Source organism: Mediterraneibacter sp. 210702-DFI.3.120 (assembly GCF_020561005.1).
In the GTDB taxonomy this organism is placed as follows: Bacteria; Bacillota; Clostridia; order Lachnospirales; family Lachnospiraceae; genus Mediterraneibacter; species Mediterraneibacter faecis.
The window spans coordinates 39,578-60,548 of record NZ_JAJCNG010000022.1 but is presented as its reverse complement, the minus strand read 5'-3'; the positions used below and the strand labels follow the sequence as shown (position 1 = coordinate 60,548).

Annotated in this window: 13 protein-coding genes; 2 read left to right on the top strand and 11 right to left on the bottom strand. The window is 42.2% G+C overall.

Features of this window, described 5'->3' with window-relative positions; all coding sequences use genetic code 11:
* Positions 1–226 precede the first annotated feature (226 nt).
* Positions 227–3,982 (bottom strand): phosphoribosylformylglycinamidine synthase, encoded by a 3,756-nt coding sequence (locus LI162_RS11770; RefSeq protein ID WP_227156681.1) that lies wholly within the window; start codon positions 3,980–3,982, stop codon positions 227–229.
* 280 nt (positions 3,983–4,262) lie between these two features.
* Between LI162_RS11770 and LI162_RS11765 the strand changes: the two genes are divergently transcribed.
* Positions 4,263–5,147: a LysR family transcriptional regulator gene (locus LI162_RS11765; protein ID WP_196019743.1), complete on the top strand. Its 885-nt coding sequence runs from the start codon at positions 4,263–4,265 to the stop codon at positions 5,145–5,147.
* Positions 5,148–5,301: 154 nt separating this feature from the next.
* On the opposite strand, the gene LI162_RS11760 is transcribed toward LI162_RS11765, so the two are convergent.
* From LI162_RS11760 to ptsP, 4 genes are all read right to left on the bottom strand, one after another.
* Positions 5,302–7,659, bottom strand: a complete 2,358-nt coding sequence (locus tag LI162_RS11760) for a helicase C-terminal domain-containing protein (protein ID WP_227156679.1) — start codon at positions 7,657–7,659, stop codon at positions 5,302–5,304.
* Between the two features lie 86 nt (positions 7,660–7,745).
* Positions 7,746–8,705, bottom strand: coding sequence for an SPFH domain-containing protein (locus tag LI162_RS11755; RefSeq protein ID WP_015528952.1), 960 nt, complete (start codon positions 8,703–8,705; stop codon positions 7,746–7,748).
* A complete protein-coding gene (locus tag LI162_RS11750; RefSeq protein WP_117824954.1) occupies positions 8,702–9,151 on the bottom strand; it encodes an NfeD family protein in 450 nt (149 codons plus the stop codon). Before LI162_RS11750 ends, LI162_RS11755 begins: the two co-directional genes overlap by 4 nt.
* Before the next feature lie 377 nt (positions 9,152–9,528).
* Positions 9,529–11,151 (bottom strand): phosphoenolpyruvate--protein phosphotransferase, encoded by a 1,623-nt coding sequence (gene ptsP, locus LI162_RS11745; RefSeq protein WP_015528951.1) that lies wholly within the window; start codon positions 11,149–11,151, stop codon positions 9,529–9,531.
* A 384-nt stretch (positions 11,152–11,535) separates the two neighbouring features.
* On the opposite strand from ptsP, the gene LI162_RS11740 reads away from it, so the two are divergent.
* Positions 11,536–11,733, top strand: coding sequence for a cold-shock protein (locus LI162_RS11740; RefSeq protein ID WP_015528950.1), 198 nt, complete (start codon positions 11,536–11,538; stop codon positions 11,731–11,733).
* Between the two features lie 174 nt (positions 11,734–11,907).
* Here LI162_RS11740 and glyA read toward each other — a convergent pair whose 3' ends face one another.
* The 6 genes from glyA to hisC all read right to left on the bottom strand — a co-directional run bounded on the left by glyA (position 11,908) and on the right by hisC (position 20,964).
* Positions 11,908–13,143: a serine hydroxymethyltransferase gene (gene glyA, locus LI162_RS11735; protein ID WP_015528949.1), complete on the bottom strand. Its 1,236-nt coding sequence runs from the start codon at positions 13,141–13,143 to the stop codon at positions 11,908–11,910.
* Between the two features lie 84 nt (positions 13,144–13,227).
* A complete protein-coding gene (locus tag LI162_RS11730; RefSeq protein WP_226875759.1) occupies positions 13,228–17,787 on the bottom strand; it encodes a PolC-type DNA polymerase III in 4,560 nt (1,519 codons plus the stop codon).
* Positions 17,775–18,830, bottom strand: a complete 1,056-nt coding sequence (gene ispG / locus LI162_RS11725) for a flavodoxin-dependent (E)-4-hydroxy-3-methylbut-2-enyl-diphosphate synthase (RefSeq protein ID WP_055145277.1) — start codon at positions 18,828–18,830, stop codon at positions 17,775–17,777. The genes LI162_RS11730 and ispG overlap by 13 nt, the downstream gene beginning before the upstream one ends.
* Before the next feature lie 69 nt (positions 18,831–18,899).
* Complete coding sequence (locus LI162_RS11720) at positions 18,900–19,355, bottom strand: hypothetical protein (protein ID WP_020436734.1); 456 nt, start codon at positions 19,353–19,355, stop codon at positions 18,900–18,902.
* Between the two features lie 27 nt (positions 19,356–19,382).
* On the bottom strand, positions 19,383–19,892 hold the full coding sequence (locus LI162_RS11715) for a COG2426 family protein (protein WP_015528947.1): 510 nt from the start codon (positions 19,890–19,892) through the stop codon (positions 19,383–19,385).
* Between the two features lie 4 nt (positions 19,893–19,896).
* Complete coding sequence (hisC, locus tag LI162_RS11710; protein ID WP_227156677.1) at positions 19,897–20,964, bottom strand: histidinol-phosphate transaminase; 1,068 nt, start codon at positions 20,962–20,964, stop codon at positions 19,897–19,899.
* Between the last annotated feature and the right edge of the window lie 7 nt (positions 20,965–20,971).

Sequence of the window (20,971 nt, the reverse complement as noted above, 5' to 3'; positions counted from 1 at the left end):
TGTGACCCTCTGCTTGTAAGGCAGATGCTCTCCCAGCTGAGCTAAGATCCCATATTCATATGTCGGCTGCGGCTTCCACTTACGCTTTGTCGCAACCGACTTGATTATTATATACTTAACACCTATCAGATGTCAACAACTTTTTTATTTTATTTTATATTTTATTGTAACTGTTCAGAGCCAACCTCCAAAATGCTACGCATTTCGTCGGTGTACAGTTACCATTTTATTTAAAGTATTTTACACCTGATTCAAAAATCTTCAGATCCTGCTCTCCATAAATGTTAATAGCAACATGATCTCCACGTCTCTCAGAGTGAGCCATCTTACCAAGGACACGTCCATCCGGGCTTGTGATACCTTCGATTGCACGGTAAGATCCGTTCACGTTCCACTCTTCGTTCATGCTGATATTTCCTTCCGGATCACAGTACTGTGTTGCCACCTGTCCGTTAGCGAACAGCTTATCAAGCCACTCTTCGCTTGCAACAAATCTTCCTTCACCATGAGATGCCGGGTTTGTATAAACTCCGCCAAGCTGTGCTCCCTGAAGCCATGGGGATTTGTTTGTAACAACCTTTGTATAAACCATCTTAGAGATATGACGTCCGATTGTATTGTATGTCAGTGTCGGAGCATCATCTGTCTGTCCAACGATTTTTCCGTATGGTACAAGTCCGAGCTTGATCAGAGCCTGGAATCCGTTACAGATACCAAGTGCAAGTCCGTCTCTCTCATTCAGAAGTTTTTCAACAGCTTCTTTGATCTTCGCATTCTGGAATGCAGTTGCAAAGAATTTAGCTGAACCATCCGGCTCATCACCGGCACTGAATCCACCTGGGAACATGATCATCTGAGCCTGTCCGATTGCTTTCTCAAACTCGTCTACTGATCCACGGATATCTTCTGCATCAAGGTTACGGAATACTTTTGTAATAACCTTAGCACCTGCTCTCTCAAATGCACGGGCACTGTCATACTCACAGTTCGTTCCAGGGAATACCGGAATAAATACTGTTGGCTGTCCGATCTTATGGCTGCAAATATGAATATCGGATGTATTAAAGAGCTTCTCTTCAACCTTGGCATCAGAATCTGCTGCTGATTTTGTAGCAAATACTTTCTCAAGTGTTCCTGTCCATGCATCCTGTGCGTCTGCAAGTGCGATCTTCACATCACCGTAAGCAAGTACAGGCTCTTCTGTTACTTCACCGATTTCTGTATAAGTGATTGCGAGTTCTCCAACCTTTCCGTCTTCAACCTCTGCGATAATATCTCCAAATGCAGGAGCAAACAGATCTCTCTTATCTACATTGTGCTCGATCTTGGCACCCTTACGGTTACCAAATGCCATCTTGCTGACTGCTGCTGCAACTCCATGACGATCCAGTGCATATGCAGATACAATTTTTCCGCTCTGGATATCTTCCATGAATTTACCGTACTGATCCATCACTGCATCGTAAACCGGAAGATCATTCTCGTCTCTTTCGATCTTGAGCCATACAAGTTTGTTTCCTGCTTTCTTAAGTTCAGGTGTAATAATATCCTGCTCAAGAGCCATATCAACAGCAAAGGATACAAGTGTCGGAGGTACATCGATATCCTGGAATGTTCCTGACATACTGTCTTTTCCTCCGATAGACGGAAGTCCGAAACCAATCTGTGCCGCATAAGCTCCGAGAAGTGCTGCAAATGGCTGGCTCCATCTCTTTGGATCTTCTGTCATTCTACGGAAATACTCCTGGAATGTGAAGCGGATCTTTCTATAATCTCCACCTGCTGCCACAATCTTGGCAATTGACTCTGTCACTGCATAAACAGCTCCGTGGTATGGGCTCCAGCTTGACAGATATGGATCAAATCCGTAACTCATCATAGATACACTGTCTGTTGTTCCGTTCAGAACAGGTACTTTCGCTACCATTGCCTGTGTCTCTGTCATCTGGTATTTTCCACCATGTGGCATAAATACGGAACCTGCTCCGATAGAACCGTCGAACATCTCAACAAGTCCTTTCTGAGAGCATACATTGAGATCAGAGAGCATAGAAAGCCATGTCTCTTTTACATCTCCTACTTCTTTCTTTACAAAAAGGCTGTCCTTCTTAGAAGGAATCTCAACCTCAACATTTGTCTCCTGATGAGCACCATTTGTATCAAGGAATGCACGGGAAAGGTTGACAATCTCTTTTCCTCTCCATACAAGAACGAGTCTTGGCTCCTCTGTTACTACTGCTGCAACTGTTGCCTCTAAGTTTTCTTCCTTCGCGTATCCCATGAATTCATCTACATCTTTCGGGTCTACAACAACTGCCATTCTTTCCTGAGACTCAGAGATTGCGATTTCTGTTCCGTCAAGTCCTGCATATTTCTTCGGTACTTTATCAAGTTCAACACGAAGTCCGTCTGCAAGTTCTCCAATTGCTACAGATACACCGCCTGCGCCAAAGTCATTACATTTCTTGATCAGATGGCTTACTTCTTCTCTGCGGAATAATCTCTGGATCTTACGCTCTGTCGGTGCATTTCCTTTCTGAACTTCTGCACCACAAGTCTCGATAGACTCTTCTGTATGAACCTTAGATGAACCTGTTGCTCCACCACAGCCGTCACGGCCTGTACGACCACCGAGAAGGATGATGATATCTCCAGGATCAGAGTTCTCACGGATAACCGCACGTCTTGGAGCAGCTCCAAGTACAGCACCGATCTCCATACGTTTTGCAACGTAATCCGGATGATAAATCTCTTTTACAAGTCCTGTAGCCAGACCGATCTGGTTACCATATGAGCTATATCCATGAGCCGCCTCACGAACAAGTTTCTTCTGAGGAAGTTTTCCTTTCAGAGTTGCATCTGCTGATACTGTCGGATCAGCGGCACCTGTCACACGCATTGCCTGGTATACATAAGTACGTCCTGACAGTGGGTCACGGATTGCTCCTCCAAGACATGTTGCAGCTCCACCAAATGGTTCGATCTCTGTCGGATGGTTATGTGTCTCATTCTTGAAGTTGATCAGCCACTCTTCTTCTACTCCGTCAACCTTGATCGGAACTACGATACTACATGCATTGATCTCATCAGACTCTTCCTGATCAGCAAGCTTTCCTTCCTTTTTCAGGCGGCGCATAGCCATCAGTGCAAGGTCCATCAGGCAGACAAATTTGTCTTCTCTTCCTTTGAAAATCTCGCTGTGATCTTTCAAATATTCTTTATATGTTGCTTCGATTGTCTCTTTGTAGTCACCTTCATCAAACTTCACATCTTTTAATTCTGTAGAGAATGTTGTATGACGGCAGTGATCTGACCAGTATGTATCAAGAACACGGATCTCTGTCATCGTCGGATCTCTGTGCTCTTCTCCTGCATAATAGTTCTGGATATGCAGGAAATCTTTAAATGTCATTGCCAATCCAAGAGAATCATATAACTCTTTCAATTCTGCTTCCGGCATATCTTTAAAACCGTCAAAAATCTTTACATCTGCCGGTTCATCAAATACTGTCACCAGTGTCTCCGGTTTCTCTGCTGCAGCTTCTCTGGAATCTACCGGGTTGATGCAGTGATTCTTAATTGCCTGCAGTTCTTCGTCTGAAACTCCGCCTTCAATTACATATGTAACTGCTGTACGGATTACAGGAGTCTCATCTTCTTTAATAAAACGGATACACTGCTCTGCGGAATCCGCTCTCTGGTCGAACTGTCCCGGAAGGAACTCTACGGAAAAACATTTATCTGTTTCATTTTTCGGGAATTCTTCTTTATAAAGGAAATCTACCGGCGGCTCTGCGAACACACCATTGCATGCCTTTTCAAATGTTTCTTCTGAAATATTCTCTGCGTCGTAACGAATCAGAACTCGTACATTTGTCACATCCTGAAGTCCAAGATAATGACGAATCTCATGTCTAAGGCCCTTCGCCGCAACAGCAAACTCCGGTTTCTTTTCTACATATACGCGCTTTACATTACTCATATATAATCTCCTCTTTCTGTATTACGTGTTCAAAACACGATACTACCTTCATTACATTATCTGTTTTTATCCTACCATAGTTTTCTTCATTAGTATAATTAATAAAATTAAACAATCTGATAAGCACCGCTAATTGATTGTCGTTTTCTCGTATCTTTCTCGGAGTCAGCAATATTTACTCTGCTTTTTCATATTTTGTGCAACGGATTTTTTTATTCTGTTGTATTTTCCCTTTATTTATCTTATAATAAGATGAATATTTATTAGGAGGTCTAATAAAATGATGGATATAAACTACGAATTATACAAAGTATTTTATCACGTCGCCACCACATTGAATTTCTCAGAGGCATCCAAGCAGCTGTTTATTTCACAGTCTGCTGTCAGCCAGTCGATCAAAACACTCGAACGAAAACTGGATCAGACGCTTTTTATCCGAAGCACAAAGAAAGTCCAGCTCACACCGGAAGGAGAGATTCTCCTGCGCCACATTGAACCGGCCATGAATCTGATCCAGAAAGGTGAGGCTCAGCTTTTAGATGCCGCTTCTACCGGTGGACAGATCCGCATCGGTGCAAGTGACACGATCTGCAGATATTTCCTTGTTCCATACCTTGAGAAATTCCATAAGACTTTCCCGAATGTACATATTAAAGTTATCAACCAGACTTCTTTAAGATGTACAGAGCTTTTAAAGAACGGACTGGTGGATTTGATTGTTGTCAATTATCCGAACGCAGCGCTCAACAATATTTCCGCCTCTATGAAGATCAAGAATTTCCATGATGTTTTCATTGCCGGAAACAATTATCCTGAATTAAGGGAAAAGAAACTTACACTTGCCGATCTGCTCCACTATCCGATCCTGATGCTGGATAAGAACAGTACGACAAACGAGTTTCTTCATCGCCTGTTTCAGCAGCATCAGCTTGACCTGGTTCCTGAGATCGAACTTACAAGCAATGATCTTCTGATCGATCTTGCAAGAATTGGGCTTGGAATCGCATTCATTCCGGATTATTGTCTTTCTGAGAACAATGATGGTATCTTCAAGCTGGATATGGAAGAAGAGATGCCGGAGCGTTCTCTTGTGATTGCTTACAACGAGCAGCTCCCTCTGGCTAAACCTGCACAGGAATTTTTGAACTATTTTGAAGAGCAGTAAAATTTTGTACTGTTCGGAGCCAAGCAGAATTTTAAAACCAGCCTTAAAATGCAAGCATTTTATACCTGTTTTATGAAATTTCATCTGGCTCTGAACAGTTACAAATATTCTTGAATCACTTCTTCTTTATCCAATAACGATTCTCATTTTTCATTTATCGATTCTCCCAGAATTCTTCCATCTTTTCTTTTATTTCTTTCCGACCACACACTTCGTATTCCTTCCACTCCCTCGGAAATAGCTGCTGATACTGCCGATTCTGAAAACGGTCATCAAGCAGAAGGATAATTCCTTTGTCATCTTCGGTGCGGATCACTCTTCCTGCGGACTGAAGTACTTTATTCATTCCGGGATAAAGGTACGCATAATCAAATCCTCGCATCCCTCTCTGGTCAAAATAATTTTTCACGATTTCTCTGTCATTGCACACCTGTGGAATTCCTGTTCCGACAACAATCACTCCGATCAGTCTGTCATGTGTAAGATCGATTCCTTCTGAAAATACACCGCCCATCACACAAAATCCAAGCATCGGATGATCTCTTTCTTCTTCAAACATTTCCAAGAATTCTTCTCTCTGATTTTCTGACATAAATTGCGATTGAATTACCAGTTCTACTCCGGATGCCAGTTTTTCAAACTCTTCCAAAACATCCTCCATAAACTGATAGGAAGGAAAAAATGCAATGTAGTTTCCATTCTTCCCATCCACTGTGTTTCTCAGATAATCGGCAATTTTGCGATACATTTCTGTGCCTCTTTGTGTATATTTTGTGCTTGCTTCACTTCCGATCAGAATTTTCCTGTTCTCCTGTGGAAACTTAGATTCAGCATAGACTGCATAATCATCCTTCTCAACAGATAGTAATTGTTTATAGTAATCGATTGGAAGCAATGTTGCCGAGAAAAATATTGTAGAATTCCCAAGTTTTAAATAATGATTCAGATTCTCCGCCGGATTTACACAGAACAACTTTATTTTGAATCTTCCGTTTCCTTCCAGTTCTGTATACTGTATATAATTTTCATCCAACAGTTCATGAATTTCCAAAAACTGCCTTACCTGGAAAAAGAGTTCCATAAATGCATCCGGCTGCTCTGCATTTCCTGCATTCCGCTCTTCTTCAAGATATCTTTCCATTTGGGTCAGAAGATTCATCAGTTTTACTGCAAATGGAGAAACACTTTCCACCAACCGATAATTCTCGCACTCGCGTTTCATCTCAAGCATCAGTTTATTGACAGATTCCAGACTCTTCACAAGTTTTTTATCTCGGTCCTTCATCAGTTTTTTCACCTCGAGAATATCTTCTTTATAGATGGAAGCACTGTACATTTCCCGTCCACGTTCTACAAGGTTGTGTGCTTCATCGATCAGAAACAAATAATCTCCGCTGACATTGTCTGCAAAAAATCGTTTCAAATGTGCCGTCGGATCGAACACATAATTATAATCACAGATCACCCCATCCGCCCATTCTGACAGATCAAGAGATAGTTCAAACGGACATACATGAAAATCTTCTGCCTGTCTTTCAATTGATTCCCGTGTCAGCTTCTTTTGCTTTTCTAACATGTCATAAACTGCATCATTCACCCGGTCAAAATGACCTTTCGCATAAGGACAAGCATCCGGATTGCATTCTGTCTCCTCACAAAAGCAGATCTTCTCTTTCGCAGTCAATGTAATTGAACGAAAGGCAAGACCCTTTTCTTCAAGAATTGAAAATGCCTGCTCCGCCACGGTTCTTGTGATCGTCTTTGCTGTCAGATAGAATAATTTATCCCCTAATCCTTCTCCGATTGCTTTCACCGCCGGATACAATACTGCCATCGTCTTTCCGGTTCCTGTTGAGGCCTGGATAAATAATTTCTTTTTGTGATAAATTGTACGATATACGGAAGCTGCCAGGTCAAACTGCCCTTCTCTATATGCGAATGGAAATTCGGTCTGATGAATCGAAGCATCTCTTCTCTTTTCCCACTCAATCTGCAGTTTTGCCCAACGTTCATACTGATGAACCAGATCAAGAAACCATTTTTCTAATTCTTCAAATGTATACTCTTCCCGAAATCTTTTCACATCTTCAGTATCAAGATTACAATAGGTCATCTGAACACTGATCTGCTTTAATCCCTGCTGTCTGGCATAAATATATGCGTAACATTTTGCCTGAGCAAGATGAACCAGCACAGGACGCTCCACTCGATCAAGGGAACGCACGACGCCTTTGATCTCATCTATTATTGTTTTTTCTGATTCAAGGAGAATTCCATCCGCACGTCCTTCCAGTTTTAATTGGAATCCCTCACACGGAAGCTGCAGTTTTAAGGAAACTTCTGCCTGATAGTTTGAGCCCATCATACGCTGGATCTTTCGGTGAAGGCGTCCTCCCATCAGCATCGCATCTTTATCCAGCGTACCTGAAATCCTGTTATCAATGTCACCTTCTTTTAATATGAATTCAACCAGATTCCGAACCGATAACCTGATGATTTTCTCTGTTTCCATTTCATTTGCACTCCAAAATATTATCGTTGTAAAACACATTGTGCCAATCTTTTGACAGATTGGCACGCTGAAATACATCTTTTATTTTACTTTACTTCTTTTTCTTTTGCAACGCTTGTTTCTGTACGGGCAACTTCTGCGATTGTTTTCGTAAGTCCTGCAATCCCCTGAATCTCTGAAGGAATGATGATCTTCGTCGCTTTTCCGTCTGCCGCCTTGGCAAATGCCTCCAGACTCTTTAATGTAAGAACAACATCATCTGCTCCGGCATTCTTAATATACTCGATACCTTCTGCTGTAGCCTTCTGTACAGAACGGATCGCTTCTGCCTGTCCCTCTGCTTCTTTGATCCGTTTCTGTTTTTCAGCTTCTGCTTTCAGGATTGCTGCCTGCTTAGATGCCTCTGCCTCCAGGATCACAGATTCCTTTTCTCCTTCTGCAACAAGAATCGTAGACTTCTTCTCTCCTTCTGCACGCAGGATTGCTTCACGGCGTTCACGCTCTGCTTTCATCTGCTTCTCCATTGCATCCTGGATTGCCTTCGGTGGCATGATATTCTTCAGTTCAACACGATTCACCTTGATTCCCCACTCATCTGTTGCAATATCAAGGATCGTACGCATCTTGGAGTTGATCGTCTCACGGGAAGTCAGTGTCTCATCTAATTCCAGATCTCCGATGATATTACGGAGTGTTGTTGCTGTCAGATTCTCGATTGCCGCAATCGGACTTTCTACTCCGTATGCATACTTCTTCGGGTCAGTGATCTGATAGAATACAACCGTATCAATCTGCATGGTAACATTATCCTTCGTGATCACTGCCTGTGGTTCAAAATCAACAACCTGTTCTTTCAAGGAAACTCTTTTTGCCACACGGTCAAGGATCGGCACCTTAAAATGTAATCCAACGCCCCATGTCTCCTTGTATCCGCCAAGTCGCTCTACAACATACGCATGCGCCTGCGGAACAATACGGATATTCGACACAAGAAGCCACACCACGATCATAATAATGATCATCCAAATAATAAGTCCAAATATCATAGCTCATCCTCCTTACATTTCTCTAAAATCAGTTTTACTCCGGAAATTGCTGTTACTTTGGCAAGCGAATCTTTCTCAATTCTGTCCTTGTCTGACTTGCACCTTGCAGTCCATTCCTTTCCCTGCGCAATTGCAGTACCGGTCTGTGCAAAATTATCAACCGTCTCTGTTACCTTAACAACACTTCCGATCAATTCATCACAATTCGTCTTTACATGATGTACATTGATATACTTTGCTGCAAAAGGCCTGGTAAAGATCACAAGCACTGCTGAAACGACTACGAATACAGCAATCTGTATCACCATTCCCGCTCCGGCAAGCGAAACTAATAACGCCGCCAGCGCACCGCCCGAAAACCAGATTGAAGTCAGACCAACCGTGGCAAGCTCAATAATCAAAAACACCACCATAAGCCCCAGCCACAAAAAAATCTCCCTCTCCAAAAAATCCGCCCCCTTTCATTTTTGAATACACTGATTATCCTAGTCGATAAGTATCCGTTTTCTTTCCTACTTTCAATTCTGTATTTCTGAGTGGATTCCTTCTCTTGAAATGAGCCCCCCTCTTTGAAAGTGTAAGCGAGAACAGTTCTGCTGTTGCCATGGGCACATGTAAGGCAGGAGCGTTCCGAATACACTTTGTTCAGTATGTTAGTAAGAGCCAGACAGGCACCACACACGGTAACTGTTCTGGCTCTTACGTTACATACTTTCAAAGGGATGAGGTAGAGCGAGCCGGTGCTCGTGGTAATAGCAGGACTGGTCTTGCGACCATTCTATAAAGTGCTCATTCCCCATATGAATCCCCTCAAAAACACAAATTACTCACACTCGCGAATCTTCTTTCTCAGCGGCAGTACCATCGCCGGAGATACAGACAGCTCGTCCAGTCCCATCTTCAGGAACTCTTCTGTCAGTTCAAGGTCCGCTCCAAGTTCTCCACAGATTCCGATCCATTTTCCTTCTGCGTGTGCATTATCTGCTGCCATCTTGATCATAGCAAGCACTGCCGGATGATGTGGATCATAGAACTCATCAAGCGCAAGGTTCTGACGGTCAATTGCCAGTGTATACTGTGTCAGGTCATTTGTTCCAACACTGAAGAAATCAACTTCTTTTGCAAGTTCGCGACTCATCATAACTGATGCCGGTGTCTCGATCATAATACCAAGTTCTACGTCTTCCTTAAATGGAAGTCCTTCTTCTCTCAACTCTGCCTTCACTTCTTCGATGATCTCTTTGATCTTACGAACTTCTTTTACAGAAATGATCATTGGGAACATGATGGAAAGATTTCCATATACAGATGCACGGTAAAGTGCACGAAGCTGAGTCTTGAAGATCTCCGGTCTTGTCAGGCAGATACGGATTGCTCTGTATCCAAGTGCCGGGTTCTCTTCTTTTGCAAGATTGAAATAATCAACCTGCTTGTCTGCTCCGATATCAAGTGTACGAATGATGACTTTCTTTCCTGCCATGCTTTCTACAACCTGTTTGTAAGCTGCAAACTGCTGTTCTTCTGTCGGATATGTACTGTTCTCAAGATAAAGGAACTCACTTCTGAACAGACCTACTCCGCCTGCATCATTCTTAAGTACTGCACCAAGATCAGATACGTTACCAATGTTCGCATAGACATTAATCTTCTGTCCGCTCTTTGTCACATTCTCTTTTCCCTTAAGCTGATTCAGAAGTTCTTTCTGCTCAAGGTCTTTCGCACGCTTCTCCTGCATCTTTGCAAGTGTCTCTTCATCCGGATCCACATAGAGTGTTCCTGTAAATCCATCAATGATAGCCATCTCTCCGTCATATTTCGGATTAAGAGCTTCTCCCATTCCGATTACAGCCGGAATATTCATTGTTCTTGCAAGGATCGCTGTATGAGAGTTAGAAGAACCATACATTGTAGCAAATCCAAGTACCTTCTCTTTGTCAAGCTGTACTGTCTCACTTGGTGCGAGATCATCTGCAGCAACAATACAAGGTTCTGTCATCTCACGTGTTCCGTTGCTCACTCCGCAGAGAATATCAAGTACACGCTCGGAAACGTCCTTCACATCTGCTGCACGTCCCTGCATATATGCATCATCCATAGATGCAAACATCTGTGCAAAGTTATCAGCTGTTGTCGAAACAGCATACTCTGCATTTACACTTTGTGTACGGATAATTCCTTCAATAGATTCCAGATAATCCAGATCATCAAGCATCATCTGGTGAATCTCAAAGATCATGGCGTTGGCCTCACCTACATCTTCAATGGCTTTGTCGTAGAGAACTTTCAGCTGGTCGATTGCTGTATTCTTAGCCTCTTCGAATCTCTTCCATTCTGCATCCACATCATCTACATGTGTTCTTCTGATCACCTTTTCGTTTCTCTTATAGAACATCAGCTTTCCAATGGATACTCCACCAAATACGCTTTTTCCTTCAATCGTTATCATATACACAAATCCTCCTTGAAATAAAATATTTCATAGACATTGGTTAAATTATATAATACTTCAATTCTTTTTTCAATCGACATCCTTTATTTTTCCAATCCATTCGTAAAATAATCTTTCCTCGCACTTCTATTTTTCACCAATCTTATAAATCCGATATGCTAAATGATATTTACAAATTGTTGAAATCGATTTTACGTCACTTCACATGTTTTTGTCATTTTTCTACAAATCAAAAAAGATTACATTTGACTTTCTTTGTTAAACATGCTACACTAGAAAAAGTGTCAATATGAATTTATACTGACACAATATTACAGTTTTCAGCGCATTGTAAACTGTGATGATTTAACAACTTATATTCTTTTAATGGAGGGCAACACAATGACAGGTACAGTAAAATGGTTTAATAACCAGAAGGGTTACGGATTTATCTCTGACGCTGAAGGCAATGACATTTTTGTTCATTATTCAGGACTTGTAATGGATGGATTCAAATCTCTCGAAGAGGGCCAGGCTGTTGAGTTCGAAGTAACAGAAGGCGCTAAAGGACCTCAGGCTGTTAACGTAGTGAAACTTTAATCAAGACTTTATGTACCTTTTAATTAATAAATAGACCGTATTTAATTTTTAAAAGTAATACAGAAATTCGATTAACAAAAAAGAGCTTTTTTAAGCTCTTTTTTTGTTGCACACCCCGGCAATCTACATTACGCTTACACGCGAAATGCAGTTTTGCCGGATATAATTATTTTATTAACAAAGTGGATATTTTGCAGTCAGCTCAGCAACCATTGCTTTTGCTTTCTCTACATTCTCTTCACTTTCGATTACCATTGCAATAATCTCTGCGATCTTATCCATATCATCTTCCTTCATTCCACGTGTTGTAACCGCCGGTGTTCCAAGTCTTACACCACTTGTTACAAACGGTGAACGAGGATCATTCGGAATTGTATTCTTGTTCGCTGTTACATGAGCATCATCAAGACGCTTCTCCAGCTCTTTTCCGCTTGTCTCTGTTCCCGACAGGTCTACAAGCATCAGATGGTTATCTGTATCTCCCGAAACAATCTTAACTCCGCGTGCTTTCAAACCGTTACAGAGTGCTTTCGCATTTTTAACAACCTGCTCCATATATGTTTTATACTCAGGCTCAAGTGCTTCCTTGAAGCAAACTGCCTTACCGGCGATCACATGCATCAACGGACCTCCCTGAATTCCCGGGAATACAGCTTTGTTGAAATTGAATTTTTTATTCATCTCTTCGCTGCACATGATCATTCCGCCTCTTGGTCCACGGAGTGTCTTATGTGTTGTTGTTGTTGTCACATGCGCATACGGAATCGGACTTGGATGAAGTCCTGTAGCAACAAGTCCTGCGATGTGTGCGATATCTACCATCAGATATGCTCCCACCTCATCTGCGATCTCACGGAAACGCTTGAAATCAATTGTTCTTGCATAAGCACTTGCTCCTGCAACGATCAGTTTCGGTTTATGTTCCTTCGCAATACGAAGCACTTCATCATAATCGATCACGCCGTCTGCATTCACTCCGTAATGTGCTACATCAAAATATTTACCGGACATATTAACCGGTGAACCGTGTGTCAGATGTCCGCCATGATCAAGGTTCATCCCCATGATCTTATCTCCCGGCTCAAGCATGGCAAACATAACTGCCATGTTCGCCTGTGCTCCTGAATGTGGCTGCACATTAACATACTCACATCCAAACAGTTTCTTTGCTCTTTCTCTTGCAAGGTCTTCTACTACATCTACACACTGACATCCGCCATAATATCTCTTTCCCGGATATCCTTCTGCATACTTATTAGTCAGAGGGCTTCCCATAGCTGCCATGACTGCTTTGCTCACCCAGTTCTCAGAGGCGATCAGCTCGATATGGGAGTTCTGTCTCTCCATCTCTGCTTTTATTGCATCTGCTATCTCTGGGTCTGTGTTCATAATCTCATCGAAATCGTACATTATCTCTTCCTCCATTAAAGCTTTACCACGTCAAAGCGTTGTAGTCATTATAGCACAGCACTTTACATCCGTCTAGCGCATTTCCTACGAAAAATCAAACAAGGAAAGCTGATTACTCTGTGGAAGATTCCCAAATAATCCCAGTTCTGCCATCAGATCGATCACTGTCTTACTTACTTTTGTCCTCTGACGGAAATCATCCAGTGAGAGATATGGACCGTCTTTTGAAGCTTCTTCCACAGCTTCCGCCGCCTTATCTCCCATTCCTTCGATGCTGGCAAGAGACGGCATCAGTTTTCCGTCAATGATCTGAAACATCTTCGCCTTCGCCCGGTAAATATCAATCGGCATAAACTCCAGTCCTCGTGCGTACATTTCCTGGACAATCTTCATATCTTTCATGACATCCTGTTCTTTTTTCGTCAGGGTATCACTTCGTTTTTTATAATCTTTCATGTAGTAATTCAGTTTATCCTTGCCCTGACACATGATCGCATAAGAAAATGCATCCGCACGGATTCCAAAATATGCTCCATAATAAGCAAGCGGATAATTGATCTTACAATAAGCGATACGATAAGCCATCATAACATAGGCTGCCGCATGAGCCTTTGGGAACATGTAGCTGATCTTCTTACAGGACCATATATACCAGTCCGGTACATCCTGAGCTTTCATCGCTTCTTCCCACTCCGGTTTCAATCCTTTTCCTTTACGCACACTCTCCATAATTGTAAAGGCCAGTGCACTTTCCACTCCTTTGTTGATCAGATAGATCATGATATCGTCACGGGTACAGATTGCCGTAGAAATGGTTGCTTTTCCGGATTTTACAAGTTCCTGTGCATTTCCGAGCCACACGTTCGTTCCATGTGACAGACCGGAAATTCGGATCAAATCTGATAACGTCTGAGGTTTTGTATCCTGCACCATCTGAATAACGAAATCCGTACCGAACTCCGGGATTCCAAGACATCCAAGCTTACAGCCGTCGATGTCTTCCGGTTTGATTCCGAGAATTTCTGTGCCATGGAATAGTTCGATTACTTTCTTGTCATCCAGCGGAATATCCGTTGCAACGAAAGGATGCTCCTCATTATATTCATTTTCCATTGCATCGGAGGTGATATAGTCTTCCAATGTACGAATCATCGTAGGATCATCATGTCCGAGAATATCAAGTTTCAAAAGGTTATGGTCAATGGAATGGTAATCAAAATGTGTCGTTGTAATGCCACATTCCATATCGTTGGCCGGATGCTGCACCGGTGTAAACTCATTGATGCTGTGTCCGTGCGGAAGTACTACGATTCCTCCCGGATGCTGTCCGGTACTTCGCCGGATTCCGGTACATCCTTCTGTAATTCGTTCAATCTCACAGCCACGCTTTCTCTGACCACGTTCTTCATAATAGTTTTTCACAAATCCATATGCTGTCTTATCTGCCAGCGTACCGATCGTTCCGGCTTTGAATGTATGACCCTCACCAAAGAGAACCTCTGTATATTTATGAGCCTTCGCCTGGTAATCTCCGGAGAAGTTCAGGTCAATATCCGGCTCTTTATCTCCCTTGAAACCAAGGAATGTTTCAAACGGAATATCAAACCCGGCCTTGACCAGTTTTTCTCCGCACACAGGACAATTTCTATCCGGCATGTCATAACCACAGCCTCCGGCAAATGCACGAACCTCTTCAGACTCAAAATCACTGTAATGACATTTTTCACAGTAATAGTGAGGGCTTAGCGGATTAACCTCCGTGATTCCGGACATCGTCGCAACAAAAGACGAACCTACTGATCCACGGGAACCAACAAGATACCCATCCGCATTGGACTTCCATACCAGTTTCTGTGCAATGATATACATAACGGCATAGCCGTTGGAAATAATAGAGTTCAGCTCTTTCTCAAGTCTGGAAGACACCTGTACCGGAAGATCTTCTCCATACATTTCATGTGCTTTACGATAACAGATATCTCGAAGCTCCTGATCGGAATCCGCGATTACCGGAGGACACTTATTGGGGTTTACCGGTGAGATTTTCTCTACCATACGTGCGATCTTCTGTGGATTTTCTATAACAACTTCTCTCGCCTTCGCAGAACCAAGATATGCGAACTCTTCCAACATTTCATCTGTTGTGCGAAGGAACAGCGGTGCCTGATTATCTGCGTCTTTGAATCCTTTTCCTGCCATGATGATCCGGCGATAAACTTCATCCTCCGGATCAAGGAAATGAACGTCACAGGTTGCTACAACCGGCTTACCGAATTTCTCTCCAAGTTCAACAATCTCCCGGTTTACGTTACGCAGATCTTCCTCTGTATTGATATTCGGCGTTTTCTCATCTTCGAGCATAAACATATCATTTCCAATTGGCTGGATTTCATAATAATCATAGAAATCTGCCAGTCTCGCAATCTGCTGTGCAGACTGTTTTTCAAGAACCGCACGGTATAATTCTCCTGCCTCACAGGCACTTCCGATGATGATTCCTTCTCTGTGTTCATTGATCAGACTTTTCGGAATTCTCGGTCTTCTTGCATAATATGTCATATGAGATGCCGTGATCAGCTGATACAGATTATATCTTCCAATATCATTCTGTGCGATCAAAATAATGTGATGTGTCGGCATCTTACGGATTGCATTAACATTACGATCCCCAAACTTGTTCATTTCTTTTAAATTCATGATGTGCTGATCTTTGAGCATTTCAACAAATTTTACAAAAATTTCTGCTGTTGCCCCTGCATCATCAACCGCACGATGATGATTTTCTAATGAAATTCCAAGTGCTTTTGCAACCAGATTCAATTTATATTTCGAAAGGGTCGGAAGCAGCACACGTGCAAGAGCCACTGTATCAACAGCTGTGAATTCCTGTTCCAGACCAAGCACACGACAATTCTGTTCGATAAACCCAACATCAAATCCTGCATTATGCGCAACCAATGCGCCCTCACCAATAAATTCGAGAAACTGTGGCAGCACAACCTCGATTGTCGGAGCATCCAGCACCATCTCATCTGTAATACTTGTCAGGTTTGTGATTTCGAAAGGAATCGGGCGTTCCGGATTTACAAAGGTACTGAACTTGTCTACAATCTGCCCATTCTCAACCTTCACAGCTCCAATCTCAATAATTCTGTCACGGATAGAACTGAATCCTGTTGTCTCGATATCAAAAACAATATAGGTATCATCCAATGTCTGATCTTTTGCATTAACTGCAATCTCAGTTAAGTCATCGACCACATAGCCTTCCACACCATATAGAACTTTAAACGGATCATCTTTATCCAATGTCTCAATATAGTGATTTGCAACCGGGAACGCCTGGGCTACACCATGATCTGTAATTGCAATCGCCGGGTGTCCCCAGTCATGTGCTCTGCGGACGATATCTGTCACTTCAGAAACTCCATCCATATCGCTCATCTTTGTATGGCAATGAAGTTCTACACGTTTCGTTGGATTGAGATCTTGCCTTGAGACCGTAAAGTCTCCAATCTTCTTGATTCCGGTAATTGAACCGATTGTCAGTTCACCATCGAATTTATCAATTGTCGTCACGCCTTTGATTTTAACGAAAGCACCTTTCTTCAAATCTCCGAGAATCTCCGGTAACTGATCATTTCTAGCAAACATCTTGATCGTGATTGTATCCGTAAAATCAGTCACAGCAAAGATAATGATTGTCTTCTCATTTCTGATCTCCCGTGTATCAAAATTGATAATCTTACCATGAATTGTGATCTCACCCATCTCAGAAACAACCTGTTCCAATTTGATTGGCTCATCTTCAAAATTCTTTCCGTAGATCAGGTTCGGATCGTCTCCGATCTTCACCGGACGCACATAATCCTTCTTGCGGAATTCCTTCTTTTTGAACTCTTTCTTTCCGCCCGAAACGGATGCATTTCCTGAAGAAGATTTTCCTGAAGTCTCTGCTTTCTTTTCTCCGGAAGACGAGCTTCCTGATTCGGATGACTTCTTCTTTGCCTCCACAGCAGACTTTCGCTCCTCATATTCGCCTCTCTGTTTCGCGCGCCGTTCAAAGATTGCATTAATTTCCTGCTGAATCCTCTGCTCGTCATATTCTCTGCTTCCCTGACCCTCGTTTTCTTTATATGTAACCCGGATATCAACATTCATATGAAAACGATTCCTGAATACATCGTCCAGCAGATTCATGATTTCTTCTTTTCTTCCTTCGGAAACAATCGTATCAAGAAGCTCCAGACGGACGACATTTCCCTCTTCATAGTTCACTTCTGCCTGTGAAAACATGTTTGCAGCAAGGACACTGATTTCTTTCAGTTCAAGAATCAAACTCTCCTTGTACTCTTCCATCACCGCTTCCGGTGTATAAAGCTCAGACAGCTCATACTCTTCCAGAATCTGAAGTTTTACAGAAGATGTTCCAAAGAGCTGCTCTTTGATCCGCTGCTCCATCTGCCATATTTTCTTCTTTGGGATCAGATGATGACTCTTTAAATGTACATGCAGAAAATCACGACCGGAATTAGTCGTGATTTTCTTAACTTCCACATCAGCAAAGAGGACTTTAAATTCCTCTTCTACTTTCAATGTGGGAAATACATGAAAAAATGTTTTTTCATTCTTTATTTGTTCCAATTCAATAACTCCTGTCTTAAAGTATCAAGAAGTTCTTCTTCCTTTACCTTCTTGATGATCTCACCCTTCTTGATCAAAAGTCCTTCCCCGATACCTCCTGCAATTCCGATATCGGCTTCTTTTGCCTCTCCAGGTCCGTTTACAACACATCCCATAACTGCAACTTTAATATCAAGCGGAATGTCTGCTACCATCTCTTCTACCTGGTTTGCAAGCTTGATCAGATCAATTCTTGTTCTTCCACAAGTCGGACAGGATACAACTTCAATACCTCCCTTGCGAAGTCCAAGTGTCTTAAGAATCAGTTTTGCTGTACGGATCTCTTCTACCGGATCTCCTGTCAGGGAAACACGAATTGTATTACCGATTCCCTCATGGAGAATGATTCCAAGTCCTACAGAAGATTTCACATTTCCTGAATATACAGTTCCAGACTCTGTAATTCCAACATGAAGCGGATATGGGCATTCCTTAGCGATCAGCTCATGCGCCTTCACACACATCAGAACATCAGAAGATTTAATGCTGACAACAAGGTTGTCATAGCCCATAGACTCGATCAGATGAACTTTATCCAGCGCACTCTCCACGATCCCTTCTGCAGTAACACCACCATATTTCTCAAGCAGATGTTTCTCAAGAGAACCACTGTTTACGCCGACACGGATTGGAACATTGTACTCTTTCGCTTTGTCTACTACTGCCTGTACCCGTTCTTTTGCACCGATATTCCCCGGATTGATACGAATCTTATCAGCTCCATTCTCAATTGCTGCGATTGCCATCTTATAATCAAAATGAATGTCTGCAACAAGCGGAATATGAATCTGTTTTTTAATCTCTTTGATTGCTTTTGCAGCCTCCATTGTCGGAACTGTACAGCGGATAATCTCACATCCTGCTTTTTCCAGACGCAGGATCTGCTCCACTGTGGCTTCTACATCTTCTGTCCTTGTATTTGTCATAGACTGGATTGCTATCGGATGGTCTCCCCCAATCACAACATCCCCAATTCTTACTTCTTTCGTCTGATTTCTGTACATGATCTGTACCCCCTGTTTCCACTGCTCTGCAAGTTCTTTCTGTGTCATCTGCTGAGGCAGAATCACCGTTTACTTTCCACTTTTTTCAAATGTCTTCTGACTTCCATATTCTGAATCAGTCAGTGTCAGTACGTTCTGTTCCACGCTGTATTCGTAAGTTCCTTCCATCACATCCGCAATATCCTGAAGCTCCTGTTTGGAACAGTCTTTTGTCTTTTCAGCCTGTTTTGCTATCTTTTCTTCGTTCACATGGATTGCAAAACGCTTATATTCCATGTCAATTGTATAATCAACAGGAACGCTGACTGTACTCTCATCCAAAGTCTGCACAATATTCATTGTCCCGTTATTCTTGATCGTCAGCTTCATTCCATCATCTGTGTTCTCCCAGTTTCCTGTCAGAGGATTGGAAGTAAAAAGCTTCACAGCGAAAAAAACAACGATCAGAATAATCAGAACTGAAGTAACCGTCATAACTGTTCTCCAGGCTATATTTCTCTTTTCTTCATTATCTTTCAGTAACATAAGAATCACTTCCTTTGCATATTTATCTTATCCAAAAATACCGCCAATAATTCCATAGGAAATGACTGACATAATAAATGCTGCGAGGCAGACACCAACAACAACTGCCGGAAAAGCTTTTCTAAAGCGGATTCCAAGCAGAGCTGCGATCAGTGATCCTGTCCACGCTCCTGTTCCAGGAAGAGGAATTCCAACAAAAAGTACAAGACCCCAGAATTCATATTTCTCTATCTTGTCACTTTTACTCATTGCCTTCTTCTCCAGCTTCTCCACCATCGGCTTCAAACGCTTCGTTCCTTTCATCCAGTCAAAGATCTTTGTAATCAGTAAAAGGATGAATGGAATTGGAACAAGATTTCCAATCACACAGATAGGTACTGCTTTTGCAAGTTCCACATTCAAAAATGCCGGTCCTGCTGCAAGCAGTCCTCCACGCAATTCCAGAATCGGAACCATTGAGATCAGGAAGAGAATAAATTCCTTACCGACCTTTCCGCCCAGTGTCACCATAAACCAGTTGATCAAAGCTTCACTCATTCAGTTATTTCTCCTTTATATATGTTCTCAAAAAATCAAAAAGCCTCTCCATCTCTTCTCTTGTACCAATTGTAATTCTCAGATACTGATCGATTCGTGGTGCATTCCAATGTCTGACAAAGATATTATTCTCTTTCAAAGCCTGGAAAAGTTCATTCGCATCAACCTCTGGATGTCTTGCGAAAATAAAATTCGCCTTTGCATCCGGGAAAACAAAACCAAGTTTCCTGAGCTCTTCTTTTGCCCATTCTCTTGTTTCAACTATTTTACGAACTCCTTCTTCAAAATATGCCTTGTCTTCAACCGCTTCCACACCACAGGCAAGAGCTGTCTGATTCATCGTATAAGAGTTAAAAGAATATTTCACATCATTCAGGCAGCGGATCAGATCTGGATTCGAGATTGCATATCCGATTCGCATACCAGCCATACTTCTTGCCTTTGAGAAAGTCTGTGTCACAATAAGATTATCATATTTATCGATCAGTTCCATCGCAGATCTTCCCGCAAAATCAATATACGCCTCATCTACGATCACGATAGAATTCCTGTTCTGCTTTAAGATATCTTCTACAAATTCAAGATCTTCATAAATTGCTGTCGGCGCATTTGGATTCGGGAAAATAATTCCGCCGTTTTCAGCATAATAATCCTCTTTCACAATCTTAAAGTTTTCATCAAGTTCTGGACAGTGATAAGGAATCCGATATAATTCTGCCCAGACTTTATAAAACGAATATGTAATATCCGGGAAGAGAATTGGGAGATCTGAATTAAAAAATGTAAGGAAACACATCGAAATCACATCATCAGATCCAACTCCTACAAAGACCTGGTCTTTCCCTACACCATAATAATCTGCGAGACTTCCAACGAGTTCGTCCGCAGTTGGATCTGGATACAGGCGAAAACGGTCTGTGTCCATCTCTTTCAGAACACGTTCCACTCCCGGTGCCGGTGGATATGGATTCTCATTTGTATTCAGTTTCACAACCTTATGCTGTGGCTGCTCGCCCGGTACATATGGTTCTACGCTACGTATATTTCTCAAAAGTTCTTCTCTTACAGCCATGGTACTA